The 14,168-nt window shown below is 51.2% G+C and carries 12 protein-coding genes; 5 read left to right on the top strand and 7 right to left on the bottom strand.

The features are described from left to right. Position 1: 1 nt before the first annotated feature. Both KDK13_RS00390 and KDK13_RS00395 read right to left on the bottom strand, forming a co-directional pair. Entirely contained in the window at positions 2–1,489 is a 1,488-nt protein-coding gene (locus KDK13_RS00390) for a deoxyribodipyrimidine photo-lyase (RefSeq protein ID WP_257282744.1), read from the bottom strand. 81 nt (positions 1,490–1,570) lie between these two features. Beyond that, positions 1,571–2,320, bottom strand: a complete 750-nt coding sequence (locus tag KDK13_RS00395; protein ID WP_257282745.1) for an SDR family NAD(P)-dependent oxidoreductase — start codon at positions 2,318–2,320, stop codon at positions 1,571–1,573. 345 nt (positions 2,321–2,665) lie between these two features. Here KDK13_RS00395 and KDK13_RS00400 point away from each other — a divergent pair, with 345 nt between their 5' ends. Both KDK13_RS00400 and KDK13_RS00405 read left to right on the top strand, forming a co-directional pair. Next, entirely contained in the window at positions 2,666–3,370 is a 705-nt protein-coding gene (locus tag KDK13_RS00400; protein ID WP_257282746.1) for a hypothetical protein, read from the top strand. Between the two features lie 233 nt (positions 3,371–3,603). Further along, positions 3,604–4,719, top strand: coding sequence for a hypothetical protein (locus KDK13_RS00405; protein WP_257282747.1), 1,116 nt, complete (start codon positions 3,604–3,606; stop codon positions 4,717–4,719). 43 nt (positions 4,720–4,762) lie between these two features. On the opposite strand, the gene KDK13_RS00410 is transcribed toward KDK13_RS00405, so the two are convergent. From KDK13_RS00410 to KDK13_RS00425, 4 genes are all read right to left on the bottom strand, one after another. After that, on the bottom strand, positions 4,763–5,587 hold the full coding sequence (locus tag KDK13_RS00410; protein ID WP_257282748.1) for a MetQ/NlpA family ABC transporter substrate-binding protein: 825 nt from the start codon (positions 5,585–5,587) through the stop codon (positions 4,763–4,765). Between the two features lie 85 nt (positions 5,588–5,672). After that, positions 5,673–6,329 carry a methionine ABC transporter permease gene (locus tag KDK13_RS00415; RefSeq protein WP_257282749.1) on the bottom strand — a complete coding sequence of 219 codons (657 nt, stop codon included), beginning with the start codon at positions 6,327–6,329 and terminating at the stop codon, positions 5,673–5,675. Next, positions 6,319–7,371: a methionine ABC transporter ATP-binding protein gene (locus KDK13_RS00420; RefSeq protein WP_257282797.1), complete on the bottom strand. Its 1,053-nt coding sequence runs from the start codon at positions 7,369–7,371 to the stop codon at positions 6,319–6,321. Before KDK13_RS00420 ends, KDK13_RS00415 begins: the two co-directional genes overlap by 11 nt. Before the next feature lie 181 nt (positions 7,372–7,552). Further along, positions 7,553–8,272 carry a sulfite exporter TauE/SafE family protein gene (locus KDK13_RS00425; protein WP_257282750.1) on the bottom strand — a complete coding sequence of 240 codons (720 nt, stop codon included), beginning with the start codon at positions 8,270–8,272 and terminating at the stop codon, positions 7,553–7,555. A 380-nt stretch (positions 8,273–8,652) separates the two neighbouring features. Between KDK13_RS00425 and KDK13_RS00430 the strand changes: the two genes are divergently transcribed. After that, a complete protein-coding gene (locus KDK13_RS00430; RefSeq protein WP_257282751.1) occupies positions 8,653–9,258 on the top strand; it encodes a MarC family protein in 606 nt (201 codons plus the stop codon). Positions 9,259–9,365: 107 nt separating this feature from the next. Here KDK13_RS00430 and KDK13_RS00435 read toward each other — a convergent pair whose 3' ends face one another. Beyond that, entirely contained in the window at positions 9,366–9,953 is a 588-nt protein-coding gene (locus tag KDK13_RS00435) for a thymidine kinase (protein ID WP_257282752.1), read from the bottom strand. Positions 9,954–10,117: 164 nt separating this feature from the next. Between KDK13_RS00435 and KDK13_RS00440 the strand changes: the two genes are divergently transcribed. Both KDK13_RS00440 and KDK13_RS00445 read left to right on the top strand, forming a co-directional pair. Next, positions 10,118–12,586: an ATP-dependent helicase gene (locus tag KDK13_RS00440; RefSeq protein WP_257282753.1), complete on the top strand. Its 2,469-nt coding sequence runs from the start codon at positions 10,118–10,120 to the stop codon at positions 12,584–12,586. 69 nt (positions 12,587–12,655) lie between these two features. After that, the gene (locus KDK13_RS00445; protein WP_257282754.1) at positions 12,656–14,155 is read left to right on the top strand and encodes an ankyrin repeat domain-containing protein; all 1,500 of its coding nucleotides are present in this window, start codon (positions 12,656–12,658) and stop codon (positions 14,153–14,155) included. Positions 14,156–14,168 lie beyond the last annotated feature (13 nt).

Here is a 14,168-nt window from a genome sequence, read left to right on the forward strand (position 1 = left end):
GTCATTTTTGACTTCGAACGGCCTGCCAGGCCTCTAACGCCCTGGCCCGGGATTCTTTCAAGCTGACGACAGGCGTTGGGTAATTTTCCCCTAATATAACGCCTGCCTGATAAAGGCTACTTTCACCGGCTTCCCAGGGCGCAAACAGATACTTATTCGGTAACCCGGAAAGCTCAGGCACATATCGTCGTATATACTCTCCGTGCGGATCAAATTTCTGCCCCTGGCTAACGGGATTGAAAATCCGGAAATAGGGTGCCGCATCTGCACCTGAGCCCGCCACCCATTGCCAGCTTGCCGAGTTGCTGGACAGATCAGCGTCCACCAGGCAGTCCCAGAACCAGGCTTCCCCATGGTGCCATGGCTGCAGCAGGTTTTTGACCAGAAATGAGCCGACGATCATTCTCACCCGGTTGTGCATAAACCCGGTTTGCCAGAGTTCGCGCATCCCGGCGTCAACAATGGGAATGCCGGTCAGTCCCTTCTGCCATCGCCTGAGTTTTTCGGGGTCATCCTGCCAGGGAAAGCCGTCAAACTTTGGCTGAAAGTTTTGCTCCGGCAGTGCTGGGAAGTGGTACAGCAGGTAATAAGAAAACTCGCGCCAGCCCAGCTCTGAGTGAAAACAGTCCAGGTCTGTCTCCACATTATCATCAGTTACCGCCGCAGCCGACGCGTACCAGACCTGGTTAGGGGACACCTCGCCAAAATGAAGATGGGCAGACAGCTGTGAAATGCTGCGTCTGGCCGGGAAATCACGACCCTCTTTATAGCCATTCAGCCCTTTGTCCAGAAAGTCCTGAAGTTTGTTTTTTGCCGCTGCCTCACCAACTCCCCTGCCCTGCTCGCACCAGTAAGCATGCAGATTATGGTCCCAGCGTACCTGCTTTGCCTCACAGGCAGAATCATGGTTATGCACAGGAACCAGACCTTCCGCAGGCAGTAGACCAAGGGCATTTATGTCACTTTTCGAGGTTGTCGCAACACCCCGGATTTTTGAGGGAACCGGCAACGGTTCCCTGGGCGGTTCAGATACCAGGCACCCTTTTCGATAGTAGGGTGTAAATACCCGGTAGGGCGTACGATCCTTTTTCAGCACGGTCATTGGTTCCCAGAGTAGGGAACCGTTGAAGCTTTTGACTTCCAGGCCAGCCTTTTGCAGGGATTTCTTGATTTGCATATCCCGCTGTATCCGCCAGGGTTCATAGCAGCGGTTCCAGTAAACGGCATCGGCCTTATATTCTGCCGCTACGTCAGGGAGCACTTTTCGTGCGTCCCCCTGAAGCACCAGCAGCCGACCTTTCAGCGCATCGTTCAATGCTGCCAGTGAGTGGTGCAGCCACCAGCGGCTGGCCCTGCCGGGAGCCCATTGACCGGCAGAGTAGTCATCCAGAATAAAGACGGGAAGAACCTGGCCATTGCCAGCCGCCTCGAACAGAGAGGGGTTATCAGACAACCGGAGATCCTGACGAAACCAGTGAATTATAACCATCTCAACTCCTTGGATTTTGCCGATGCTGGAAAAGATGCTGGAAAAGTAACGACCATGCTACCAACATCAATAAGAAAGTCATCAGAAAGGCAGCTTTTCCCCATCCCAGGCAAACATGTGTCCACTGTCTTGTGGTGTCAGCTGATCCATCACATTCAGCAGTTGTTCTGCTGCGTAGTCCGCGGTAAAGAGTTTACCCTCAGGCACACCGGACTGAAACGGCATGGACAAGTGACTATCGACCGTTCCCGGATGCAATCCGACAATAATCGATGATTTGTTTTTTCTGGCAATTTCAATGGCCAGATTCTTGATGATCATATTCAACGCTGCCTTGGATGCCCGGTAAGCATACCAGCCGCCTAATTGATTATCCGAAATGCTGCCAACCCTGCCGGATAAAACGGCAAACATATTCTTGCGGTTTCTGGCCATCCTGGGAAGGAAGTATTTGGCAACCATGGCAGGACCGGTTGTATTGATGGCGAAGATTCTGGCAAAGTGCTCGGGCTGAAAATCCTTGATGCATTTTTCTGGCTTGAGGCCTTCCCCCTCATGGAGGATACCTGTGGTGATTAACACCAGATCCAACGGCTCCGTAATTTGCTCTGCGCCGGCAGCAATACTGTTTTCATCCAGAAGATCCATGTAGTGAAAATCGGTTTTATTCATCCGGTCAACATCGGGCTCACTGCGTGACAAGGCATAAATTCTGTTGACTGTTGGTACCTGCTCCAGCCATTGGACCATGGCTTTGCCAATGGCACCGGATGCTCCGATGACGGCAACGTTCAAACCTTCGTCAAATGAGTCCAATTTTAATTCTGTCATGGAGCACTCCATCAGTAGGTGTCCGGTAGAAAACTTTATTCTGAAGATAGCCTCTCAGGCAGACAGGCTGAAGGGCGCTGCGTTTAACCGATTATTTGTATAACACTTTTCTACGGAGCCTGTGACTCAACAGATCGTCCAGTGGACCTTCATTGTATTCTTGGTGCCTTTGTGGTGCAAAGCAGTCCAAAAAAGCAGTGCAAAAAGTCTTTTAATCAGCGTCAGGATTCATACCGCAACACAATCCCACTCACTGCAACCAAAAGTGCAGGATGAAACAACCATGCCGATATGGGCTATGAACGCCTTCATTTTCACCAGACTCAGCTTTACCCGGGATTGTTCATGGCCAGAGAACCTGAAGATAAAAATCAGTCCGATGATGGTAATGTCATCGATATGTTCACCCGCAAACCCCTGGATGAGGCCAACCTTCATCAAATCGTTCGTATAGCCCCGGAACTGGATGGCATGGAGATGCTCTACAGCAATGACGCCAATCCGGGAAAACTGTTCAGCATGAAAATTCTCTGCTGGGCACTGATGAGGGACGGCACCGTTGATGCCCTGATCCCCTGGCTGAACAAGATAGTGCCTGCCCGTGAGCTTAATGACCCATTAAATGGCCGTTGGGAAGGTTACTTTGACAAAGTACACGACCATGCATTTTTCGACGTTCCGGACTACAAGGCTGCGGAGCTGGAAAACGCCGCCACTTACTATCCGGCAATTGAGTCTGACGAGCCCGCTATCGTCCAGGAAATACCTGACACAATCGGCACTCACGCGATTATGACCGATGACCAGTTTAAAACGATTGTCCTGGTTCATGTCACCAGCTGGCGTCTCTTTACTGATGGCCGGATCCTGGCCATGGTTGCCGATGACAAGAAAGTTGAAAACACGCCGGTCCTGCCTGGTGATGAGTGCCTGTTTGCGGCCCAGGATCACGAACACTTCCATTACTTTTTCCATTATGTCATTGCCAATAAAATCAAAAACGGGGATCCGGAGGCTTTAGCGGCATTTACTCACCTGGTAGAAGGTTAACCTCAGGTCCGGGTATTGCCTGGATCACCCTGTACACGTCTAAACCATCTCCAAAGCAGTTCTCAACCATCGCTGACTCCTTGTCAACCACAAAGTCGGGAGCTAGATTTGTCATCTACCTGACCTGTTTCGAACTGCCCTGAGTATCAGTCAGGCTTCGGTAACAATACCGCTAACCCGGATCATAACCAGAGAGATAAATCCATTTCCGGACTGTCAAAGAGCATAAAATTATGGACCAGAGTGTTGGCAACACTGATCCCACATCCACCGTAGCCGCAACGTTCGAGAACTTTGCCACCAAAACGACCGCCAGTGTTGTGGACGTGCTGAAAAAGGCCAAAAGCTTTGGCTTTCGGGAGGTTGATATTCACTTTGGCTCAAAAAAAATCCCGCCGGATGAAGGGACTGACGATGCCATCCACTTTCTGGATGGCAAGCCTTTCTGTTTTGCGGCTTTAACTGACAATACCGTGAATAGTCGAACCTCCGGGCTCGTCAAAAGGTTTTTCCCTCCGCCCATTCTGAAAAAATTGTGCCAGGATGATAAGGTCAGGTTGGAAGCCGCCTATCATATGATCGAGAAAGCATTTAAATATCATGATTTCATTGAGGAAAATGCCGGGGAGTTCAGACCGGGGAAAGAAACACTCTCAAGTTTTTTAAGACGAAAGAATGAAAAAGAACACTTCAGCTTTCTACAAAACATTGCCCTGGGAATGAAAGATGGACCAGAAATTACCACCCATCGCAATGGCTATTACCTTCTGGCTCTCTGGGTTGAGTTATCCAATGCCATGTCACCGGACTTTCAGAGACAAGATCTGTTTAACTGGAGAGATTTTGCCGTTGCAAAATCCCGACCTGACAGAAACAAGCGAAAACCGCTTCCTGAAGTACTGTTGCCAAGACCTCGCAAAAAATTAAAGGTCGAAGGAAAAATTGACGCCTCACGCTCAGCCGGAAAAACCATCAATTTTACCCTGTCAAGTTCAGGTAACAGTCAGCCAGACAATCAACAGACAACTCCCGATGGAGCAGCATACAACAAGACCGATGAAGCAACTGTTGATAATCTCGGTGAAGTAACTTGCGACAACACCGGCAGCCAATCTACAGAAGACAATTTCGTAGAAAAAGCGGTAAGAGAAGGAAAAAGTGATCGGGAAATAACCATTCAAAAGGTCAACCATCTTGCCCAACAAGTCATCAATAACCTTGGGCTGCTGCAGCAAGAACAAGCGCGAACCAGACAGCCTACGGTATCGGCATCGCAGAAAAGACAGATAATATTAACTTTAAATGAAGGGTTAACCCTGATTAACGGCCTCAAGGCCACAAAAAAGTAAATAAGGCTGGAAGCAGGCTGCCTCCAGCATTTAGATAGAAGATTTACTTCCAGCCGGCAACAGAACTCCCTTTAAACAGTTCTGCAGCTTTCGCTTCAACAGCATCCGTCTGATAAGACTTGACCAGGGCTAACACCCGGGGATCTTCCTGATTATCTTCACGGGTAACGATGATGTTCACATAAGGAGAATCCTTATCTTCCACCAGCAGGGCATCACGGGTTGGGGTGTAGCCCGCAGGTACCGCATAGGTGTTATTGATAAAGGCCATATCCACATCATCCAGTGAGCGGGGCAGCTGAGCCGCATCCAGCTCAATAAACTGGAAGTTGCGTGGATTCTCAATGATATCTGCCGGTGTTGCTTCCAAATTACTCACATCGTTCAGCATAATGAAACCACGCTGATGCAGAAGAATCAGTGTGCGGCCTTCATTGCTGGGATCATTCGGAATAGCGATTGTTGCACCATCTTTCAGTTCACTGATGTCTTTCAGCTTTTTGGAATAGGCGGCGATGGGATATACAAAAGTATTGCCAACGGCAACCAGCTTAAAGCCCCGGTCGCGAACCATACTGTCCAGGTAGGGGCGGTGCTGGAATGCATTGGCATCAATACTGCCATCCGACAGCGCTACGTTTGGCGATACATAATCAGAGAACTCAACCAGCTCCACAGCCACATTATGGTCTTTGCTGGCGATATCTACGGCCACTTTCATCACATCGGCCTCAGGCCCCGCCATCACCCCCACCTTCAGCGGGCCGTTATCATCATCAGACTGACCACAGCCAGCCAGCAATGCTGCTGACGCCAATACCGCTGAACTGGCCAGGATTTTTACTGTTTTTAAAACATTAACGTTCATTTATTACTCCCAGACTTTAACAACACGCCATCAACCAAAGCTGATGGATTCCCACTTTATTAATAATTATTCAGTGACTGCGATCTCAGTGGCTACGATCATAGTGCTGCTGCAGGCGATCACCCACCATCTGCAGCAATTGCACAAGGGCAATCAATACCACCACCGTGGCCAGCATGATGACCCCATCAAACCGCTGGTAGCCATAACGGATACCCAGGTCACCAAGGCCGCCACCACCAATGGCACCGGCCATGGCCGAATAGCTGACCAGCGTCACCAGCGTAATGGTCATGCCATTGATCAGCCCGGGCCTGGCCTCTGGCAGCAACACCCGGGTCACAATCTGCAACGGACTGGCGCCCATGGATTGAGCCGCTTCCACCAGCCCGGAAGGCACCTCATTCAAGGCCCCTTCGGCAATGCGGGCAACAAAGGGAATCGCTGCCACGGTCAACGGCACTATCGCTGCCGTAGTCCCGATGGAAGTACCCGTCAGCAGTCGTGTCAGTGGTATGATGGCCACCATCAGAATAATAAAAGGGATAGAGCGCCCGGCATTCACAATCCCCCCCAGAACCAGGTTGGCAACCCGGTTTTCCAGAATACGCCCTTCCCGGGTCACGTAGAGCAGTACCCCCAGCGGGATGCCGAGAAGCAGGCTGATACCACCGGAAAATGCCACCATATAAAGGGTTTCCCAGAGCGCCTTGAACAACAGTGACCATGCATCAGCTGACATAACCAATCACCTCTACCCGGACCGTATTTTCTGGAGAGTTGTGCAAGCCTTTGAGAAACTGCAGAGACTGCTCAATGCCTTCAGGCTCACCCATGATTTCTACCATCAAAAAACCCATGGCTTTTTCATTGACCGTTTCAATATCCGCCTGCAGGATATTAAAGTCCGTATTGAACTGCCTTGCCGCCCGGGTAATCAGCGGCTGCACAACCCCCTGCCCGACAAAGGTAATGCGCACCACCGGCCTGGCACCTTCAGAAGGATCGGGCTGGAACCGGGCTTCAATTTCAGCCACCGGTTTTTCATGAATAGCACTGCGGACAAACTCTTTGGCCAACTCCGTCCGGGGGTTGAGAAAGAACTGCTCAACCTCATTCTCTTCAATGATTTTTCCGAAGCTCATGATGGCTACCCGATCACAGATGGTTTTCACCACATCCATCTCATGGGTGATGATCAGAATGGTAATCCTGAGCTGACGGTTAATGTCTTTCAGCAAGGCAAGAATGGAACGGGTTGTCTGGGGATCCAGCGCTGACGTTGCTTCATCGCACAACAGCACTTTCGGCTTACTGGCCAGGGCCCGGGCAATAGCTACCCGCTGTTTCTGGCCACCGGACAACTGGGCAGGATAACTGTTTCTTTTCGAGTCCAGTCCGGTCAGTTCCAGCAGTGGCAGAACGGCCTGTTCTATTTCTGATTTGCTGGCACCCGCCAATTCAAGAGGCAGCGCGACATTATCAAACACCGTGCGGCTGGACAGCAGATTGAAATGCTGAAAAATCATACCAATGTTGTGACGGGCCTGCCGCAATGATTTCTCGGATAGCAGGGTCAGATCCTGACCATCCACCAGAACCTGGCCGGAAGTTGGTTTCTCCAGTAAGTTCACGCAGCGAATGAGCGTGCTTTTCCCGGCACCGCTGGAGCCAATCACACCGTAGATGGCACCCTCAGGCACCGCGAGGTTTACGCCATCGATGGCCTTGACCCCGGCGGTGCCATCGGCAAACACCTTGGTCAGATTTTTCAATTCAATCATATGCATAAAAAAACCACCCTGATGCTAACAGAGTGGTTTCATAAGGAATGCTTTTATTGAAACCCTTCTTTTAGCAGAATTTGTAATGCGCCCGCAAGCCAAGGTCAAATCAGCGCATGGGGTGACAAACTATCCAAAATAGTGATTTCTGTCAACACTCAGACTCACCCTCCGGGAACCATCAAACAGCCGACAGAATAGCAGTTATCCCTGAAATACTGCATAGAACCAGCATAATCTGGCGAATCCTTTCCTTTTCAACCTTTTCAGCAACTTTGCCCGCTATCCAGTGGCCGGTCAGCACCGCAGGAAAAAGACACACGCCATAGACAAGCTGCCCTTTTGATAAAAGATCGTTGATAGCCAGCATAATCAATGAAATAAAGCTGCCAACCACAAAAAAGACAGCAAGGTTGGCCCGGATCCGGTTGCCACTTTCATTTTGTAACAACAGCGCCATCGGTGGGCCCCCTATGGAGGCTGCTGTCCCCATCATCCCCGAACACAGACCGGCACTGAACAGCGTGAATGGTGTTGTTTTCAACTTATAAGGAAGAATACTGCCGACCACCGCAAGCAGTACAGCCCCTCCCAGCACCAGGCTCAGATGCTCGATACTGACCAGCGTCAGAATCAAAACCCCAATCATGGAGCCGGGTACCCGGCCCAGCAGGGCATAACCCAGAATGGAAACGTCGATCTCACTGGCATAACGTCGGGCAGACAGTGCACCGATCGCCATTCCGGAAAAAATCAGCGGCCCCGGCACCAGGGCAGGATCAATTTGATAAAGAAAAGGTGCGGCAACCACCGCCATGCCAAAGCCGATGGTTCCCTGGACAATAGCCCCCAGGCCAACAACCCCCATGGCAGCAACCATCTGCAGAAGTGACAGTTCCATGCAACGATATCCGGCAAAGGCCCTGGAAATTACCTCAGGCCTTGATATATTGTTTTTTCGAATAAAAAAATAATAATAAATTATATATTGATAATCTCAGTCAAAATATACGTACAGGTAATTTTTTCCAGGCAAATACTGGACAATTGACGTTTGTCTTATTTAATAGAAAAAGAAGGAATATTTTTTCGCCGCCATGGTTTTCATTTTTTCAGATATTGAGGTGTACGAAAGCCATGAAACAGAGAACGGAATAAAGAACAGATGTCGTCAGGTATTTTCGCAGTTTGACCGATCTTCCCATATTTCCATGGAAATGGCTGCCTGGCTTCATCCTATATGTCCCTAACACCCATAACCAGCATGGGCAGGTATCCATTATGGAGCTTTTCTTCAAAGACTTTATTATGCTCTGGTCGACCATTGACCCGGTCGGTACCCTGGCACTTTTCACTGGTCTGACAGCCCGATTGACAGAAACACAAAAACGCCGGGTCGCCCTGAAGGCAACCACTTATGCCTTTGTCATCCTCCTTTCGGCTCTGGTTCTTGGCCAGATTATTTTAAAGGCGATGAACATCCAGCTGATCTCTCTCCAGCTGGCAGGAGGCGTTATCCTCTTCCTGTTCGGCCTGCAAATGATTTTTTCTGACCCTGAAGAAAGTACCGGATCAAGGGAGCCGGGTCACCAGCTGGCCGTTTTCCCCCTGGCAGTTCCATCCATTGCCAGCCCGGGAGCCATCATGGCTGTGATTGTCCTGACGGATAACCACGCCAAGACTTTCAGCCAGCAGGCCATGACCGCCGGTGCCATGACCCTGGTACTACTGGTCACCTGCGCCCTGATGCTGTTTGCCGACCGTATCTTCCGTGTCATTGGCCACAATGGCTCGGCCATTATCATACGGGTAATGGGCATGATACTGGCCGCACTGTCGGTAGAGCTGGTGATGACGGCGCTTGGGGTTCAGCGTTGGATGAGTTAGGGGGGGGTAAGCGTTGCCCGTTGCCCGTTACCCGTTGCCCAAAGACAAGCCGCTCATGCTTTTGCGGGTAACGGGTAACGGGCAATGAAAAATTCAGAAACAATGCCTTAACTCCCAACCCCCATCATCACCTTATAATGCTTCCGGCAAACGGACAGATAGCTGTCATTGCCCCCGATCTGCACCTGGCTGCCACTTTTGACGGGCTTGCCATCTCCGTCAAGACGCAGCTGCATATTGGCCTTTTTCTCACAGCACTTGCAGATGCTTTTCAGCTCGGTAAGTTCATCAGCGATACTGAGCAACACTTCACTGCCAGCAAATGCCTTGCCAAAAGCATCTGTGCGCAGGCCAAAGCAAAGCACCGGAATGCCGAGTACATCAACAACATCCGAAAGCTGCCATACCTGCTCCGGGGTCAGGAACTGAGCCTCATCGACCATCACACAGGCGATATAGTCTGCACTGTGCTCTTCAGCGATTTTCTGTTTAAGGTCGTCACTTTGGGAAATGGCCACCGCTTCACTTTGCAAGCCGATTCTTGAGGTTATTTTGCCGACACCAAAACGGTCATCAATCACCGGAGCCAGCAACAACACCCGTTTTCCGGCACTCTCGTAATTGTGAGCTGATTGCAGAAGGTAGGTACTCTTTCCCGAATCCATGGAAGAAAAATAGAAATAAAGTGAAGCCATTACACGCAGGTCCTGGTTGTCGATGGCCTCATTATTCCGTCATTGTCGCTTTATCTCCACCGAAATTTCCGCACCCTTGCTTCGGAAGTTGACACCTGGAGCAACTATATCAACCACAGGAATTTTGCTAGCCTTTCCCTTTCCCAATAACATCACCAGACTTAATGAAACTGACGCCCCATCAACAAGCTGTTGCCAACCATGATAGAGACCATGCCCTCTGCATTGCTGTGGCTGGCTCGGGAAAAACCTCAACGCTGGCACAACTGGTGAGCAACCTGCTGCTAAAAGGGGCTGATCCCCGTCGATTGATGGTGATGATGTTCAATAAAGCGGCCCAGATCGATTTTGCCAAAAAGCTTCGAACCCTGGCCAGTGGTCAGTTGGCCGGCTTGCCGGAAAACCAGCGGCAGCTCCCCGAAATCAGAACCTACCATGCCACAGGACTGAAACTGCTCAGGACACTGGAAGGCTGGCAGATCAGAACGCCCTATAACAAACAACCGTTATCGGAGAAAGTCGTTGAGCTACAGGTAAGGGCACTGATTCTGAAACTGGCACCGGAAACCATTAAGGACCGTATTCGCTCGGATGCCCCCCGCCTGATCGAAGCGGCCATCAGCTTTATTGAATCGGTCAAAGCCCATTTGATCCGTCCGGAGCAATGGTTTGAGCAGTCCGGTTATACCGATGACTATCGCTTTTTCATCAAACTGTTTGACCAGTTTGAGCAGTGGCGCCATCAACAGCGATCGATCACCTTCACCGACATGCTGTACGACCCGGTGACACTGATCCGGGCACACCCGGAACTGGTACCCAACGTCGCAGATAAGATGGACATTATCATCGTTGATGAATATCAGGATACGTCGACGCTACAGCACCAGTTTACCCGGCTGATTGCCGGACAGCGGGCGAGAATGATCGCCGTTGGCGACCCTGACCAGACGATCTACGAGTTCGCCGGCGCCAATATCGACAACATTCTGACCCATTTTCAGCGGGACTACGGCGATACCGGCGACGTCAAAGAACTCACCATGCCCCATACCTTTCGCTATGGTCACAGCATTGCCCTGGCGGCCAGCCACTTGATCAGCCAGAACCGGTCCCGCAAAGATGTGCTCTGTATTGCCCATCCGGACAACGCGCCATCCCTGATTCGCCTGAGTCAACCCGGTTCAGACGACAGCCGTTTTGTGGTTGAGGCTCTCACCGAATACCTGGCATCGGGAACACCAGCGGAAGACATGGCCATTCTGGTGCGCGTCTGGGCGCAGGCTGTGCCCATTGAACTGAACCTGCTGGAAATGGGCATTCCCTACCACAGTGACGGCCCCTCCCTGTTTCAAAGGCCGGAAATTGAATCATTGATCGACGCAATGATTCTGGCCAGTGGCGGATTTGCCGACCTGCTGCCCGAGGTTCGTTATCACAAGCTGGCAAGGCTTCTGACGCTGCCCCATGTCGGCCTGAAGCAACAGCCTGTTGACTGGCTTTGCCAGCAGCTGAAAGACGAAAGTCACCAACTGGGTAAAACCCTGGGCAAGCTGGCCCCCAAAATCAAAGACATCAGTGACTTTCAGGCGCGAAAACTGACACAAAGGGCAGAGCTTTTCACATGGCTGGAGCACAATGGCAGCAAACATAAGGCCCATACGCTGATCGCCAGGTATATTCAACAGTCCGAAATATACGACAGTCTGAGATCCATGAGCCTCAATGAGCAGAGAACGGATGAACAGATTCTGGCGGTAAAGGGTTTTCATCGCTTCCTCAGGCAGCTGAATCTGGACACGGCTCATTGCTGCCTGCATATTGCTGAATTGATCGAGAAGCAGAAAAAGCAGAAAAAGCAGAATTACCAGGGACAGCAATCCAGTCAGGGTATTACGCTCAGCTCCTGCCATCGCGCCAAGGGGTTGGAGTGGCCTGTTGTGATACTGCCGGGGTTAACCCGCCAATATTGGCCTTTTCTGAGGGAAGATGAAATCGCCAGCCTTTCTGGCCATAAGACCAGTAATGCCATTGAGTCTGAGCGTCGCCTGCTCTATGTCGCAATGACCCGCGCCAGAAAACAATTGCACTTGTTTACCGCACAGGGCGACCTGACAGCCAAAAAGGCTTCCCGGGATAGAAAACAGCCATGGTCACCGGGTGGCCAATCCACCACAGGAAGTGAGCACCAGGACCGTATCAGCCCTTTTTTACTGGAAATGAACCTGCCCCATGTCTTCTCGCTGGGCAACCTGCTCCATGACGATGTCGATGAAGACCTGGCAGAAGCCATCGACAAAATCGGTCTCACGCCAGTATCAAGGCGATACGTCTGCTCAGCCCGCCCGGCACTGACCGAACGGCTGAAGACAATTCCCGACATTGCGATAACCGACGTATCGACCGGCGATGCCAACAGCAACAACAAAATTGCCCTTAACGACCGTGGCATCCCTTCTGACGGTCCATGGCAGCTCAACGCCATTATTGATCACGCCATCTTTGGTCGTGGACAAGTGATTGAGGTCAATGACCGCAATTTCTCGATCCGTTTTGACAATCGCCAACACGGCGTCAAACGTTTTGCCCGGATTGAAGAGGTGCGCCATCTGTTCAGCGTCCTTTCGGTCTGAAATGTCTTATGGAATTTTTCCTGCTGTTTTCAGTCCAACCCACTTTCTGTATCAAGACAGCCAAAGGCGATGAATAGTGTCAGCAACACTTCCCCCTCATTTACCTGCCCTATCTGCCTTGATAACGATGGGATCGCCACAGGACAATTTGGCGGGCACACACTGGTCAGGACTTCCTGCCAGCCAAAACCTCATGTTTTCCACCTGGGATGCATCACCCGATGGTTTCACGGTGAGCCGCAAAAGTACATGAGACTCGATCTGCGCCAATGCTGTGAATGCAAACAACCGGCACTGCCGCTGGTTCGTCTGGACGGGAGCCACATTCTGGAAGACGAATCATCTTATTGTGAATCCCTGATGCTTCATGTCTGTCGTACCGGAGATTTGAGGAAACTGAACAGGTTGCTGGCCCTTGATGCCAGTCTGGCAACGCGCAAGTACCGCTCGGCACTTACCGGTCAGCCTGCACACCCGTTAGCCGTCGCCATTGATTCCGGTCATATGGATTGCGCCCAAACGCTGATCGACCACCAGGCCGATATCAATGCCGGTGACCAGGATGGTCAGACGCCCCTGCACATCGCCGCCGAGAATGGCAATGTCCAGTGCCTGAAATGGCTGGTTACCCGTGGAGCGAATGTCAATGCCACCAACAGGAACGGCGAAACGCCCCTGCACATTGCCAACAAAATCGGCATAACCGAGGTGTACCAGCAATGGGCTGCCATGAACAGAAATATCGATGAAGGCTTCGATAACTGCAAGGTGCTCGAAACCTATACCAACAAAAAAGAAAACGACACCAGATGCCTGGAAGAGCTGCTTGCCAACCGCGAACTGAATGTCAATGTCAGTGATAACAACGGCGTCACGCCCCTGATGATCGCCGCATTATGGGGCAAGACCGAGCGTTTGAAATGGCTGCTCGACGCCAGAGCAGATATCTATGTCAACGATCAGCGGGGCTGGACGCCTCTTCACTTCGCTGCCCTGAGCGACAGGGCAGAGATCGTCAACATGTTACTGGCCGTTGTTCCCGGCATCAACGTCGGCAAGGAGGATATTTATGGCTATACGGCTCTCCACCTGGCGGCTGAAAACGACAGCGTAGAACCCCTCAAGGTGTTGCTGAACACTCCTGGCATCCGGGTCAACAAGAAGACTAACAATGGCTTTACTGCACTCCACATCGCTGCCATGGATGAAAATCCAGATTCCGTCAAAGCATTACTGGTCACTCCCGGCATCCGGGTCAATAAAAAGAGTAAGAAGGGCTGGACCGCTCTCCACCTCGCTGCCGAATACAATAGTGCAAAAGCCATCAAGGCATTACTGGCCACGCCAGGCATCCGGGTCAATGAGAAGGTTGATGGCAGGACAGCCCTGCACATAGCGGCAAAATACGGCAAACCAAAGTGTGTCAAAGCGTTGCTGGCCACTGCGGGCATCCTGATCAATGAGCAGACTGACGATGGCTTGACGGCTCTGGACCTGGCTGTCAGCCATGGCCACAGGGCGTGCATGGAACTTCTGAGGGAAGCCTGCCAGGACATTAGCGGGACTTGATTCATTGCATTCA

It is taken from the genome of Endozoicomonas sp. SESOKO1 (genome assembly GCF_024606265.1).
Classification (GTDB): Bacteria; Pseudomonadota; Gammaproteobacteria; order Pseudomonadales; family Endozoicomonadaceae; genus Endozoicomonas.

What these genes read in the sequence shown, in the direction of transcription:
- KDK13_RS00390 (WP_257282744.1), bottom strand. Translation starts at nt 1,489, where the DNA reads ATGGTTATAATTCACTGGTTTCGTCAGGATCTCCGGTTGTCTGATAAC.
- KDK13_RS00395 (WP_257282745.1), bottom strand. Translation starts at nt 2,320, where the DNA reads ATGACAGAATTAAAATTGGACTCATTTGACGAAGGTTTGAACGTTGCC.
- KDK13_RS00400 (WP_257282746.1), top strand. Translation starts at nt 2,666, where the DNA reads ATGGCCAGAGAACCTGAAGATAAAAATCAGTCCGATGATGGTAATGTC.
- KDK13_RS00405 (WP_257282747.1), top strand. Translation starts at nt 3,604, where the DNA reads ATGGACCAGAGTGTTGGCAACACTGATCCCACATCCACCGTAGCCGCA.
- KDK13_RS00410 (WP_257282748.1), bottom strand. Translation starts at nt 5,587, where the DNA reads ATGAACGTTAATGTTTTAAAAACAGTAAAAATCCTGGCCAGTTCAGCG.
- KDK13_RS00415 (WP_257282749.1), bottom strand. Translation starts at nt 6,329, where the DNA reads ATGTCAGCTGATGCATGGTCACTGTTGTTCAAGGCGCTCTGGGAAACC.
- KDK13_RS00420 (WP_257282797.1), bottom strand. Translation starts at nt 7,371, where the DNA reads ATGATTGAATTGAAAAATCTGACCAAGGTGTTTGCCGATGGCACCGCC.
- KDK13_RS00425 (WP_257282750.1), bottom strand. Translation starts at nt 8,272, where the DNA reads ATGGAACTGTCACTTCTGCAGATGGTTGCTGCCATGGGGGTTGTTGGC.
- KDK13_RS00430 (WP_257282751.1), top strand. Translation starts at nt 8,653, where the DNA reads ATGGAGCTTTTCTTCAAAGACTTTATTATGCTCTGGTCGACCATTGAC.
- KDK13_RS00435 (WP_257282752.1), bottom strand. Translation starts at nt 9,953, where the DNA reads ATGGCTTCACTTTATTTCTATTTTTCTTCCATGGATTCGGGAAAGAGT.
- KDK13_RS00440 (WP_257282753.1), top strand. Translation starts at nt 10,118, where the DNA reads ATGAAACTGACGCCCCATCAACAAGCTGTTGCCAACCATGATAGAGAC.
- KDK13_RS00445 (WP_257282754.1), top strand. Translation starts at nt 12,656, where the DNA reads ATGAATAGTGTCAGCAACACTTCCCCCTCATTTACCTGCCCTATCTGC.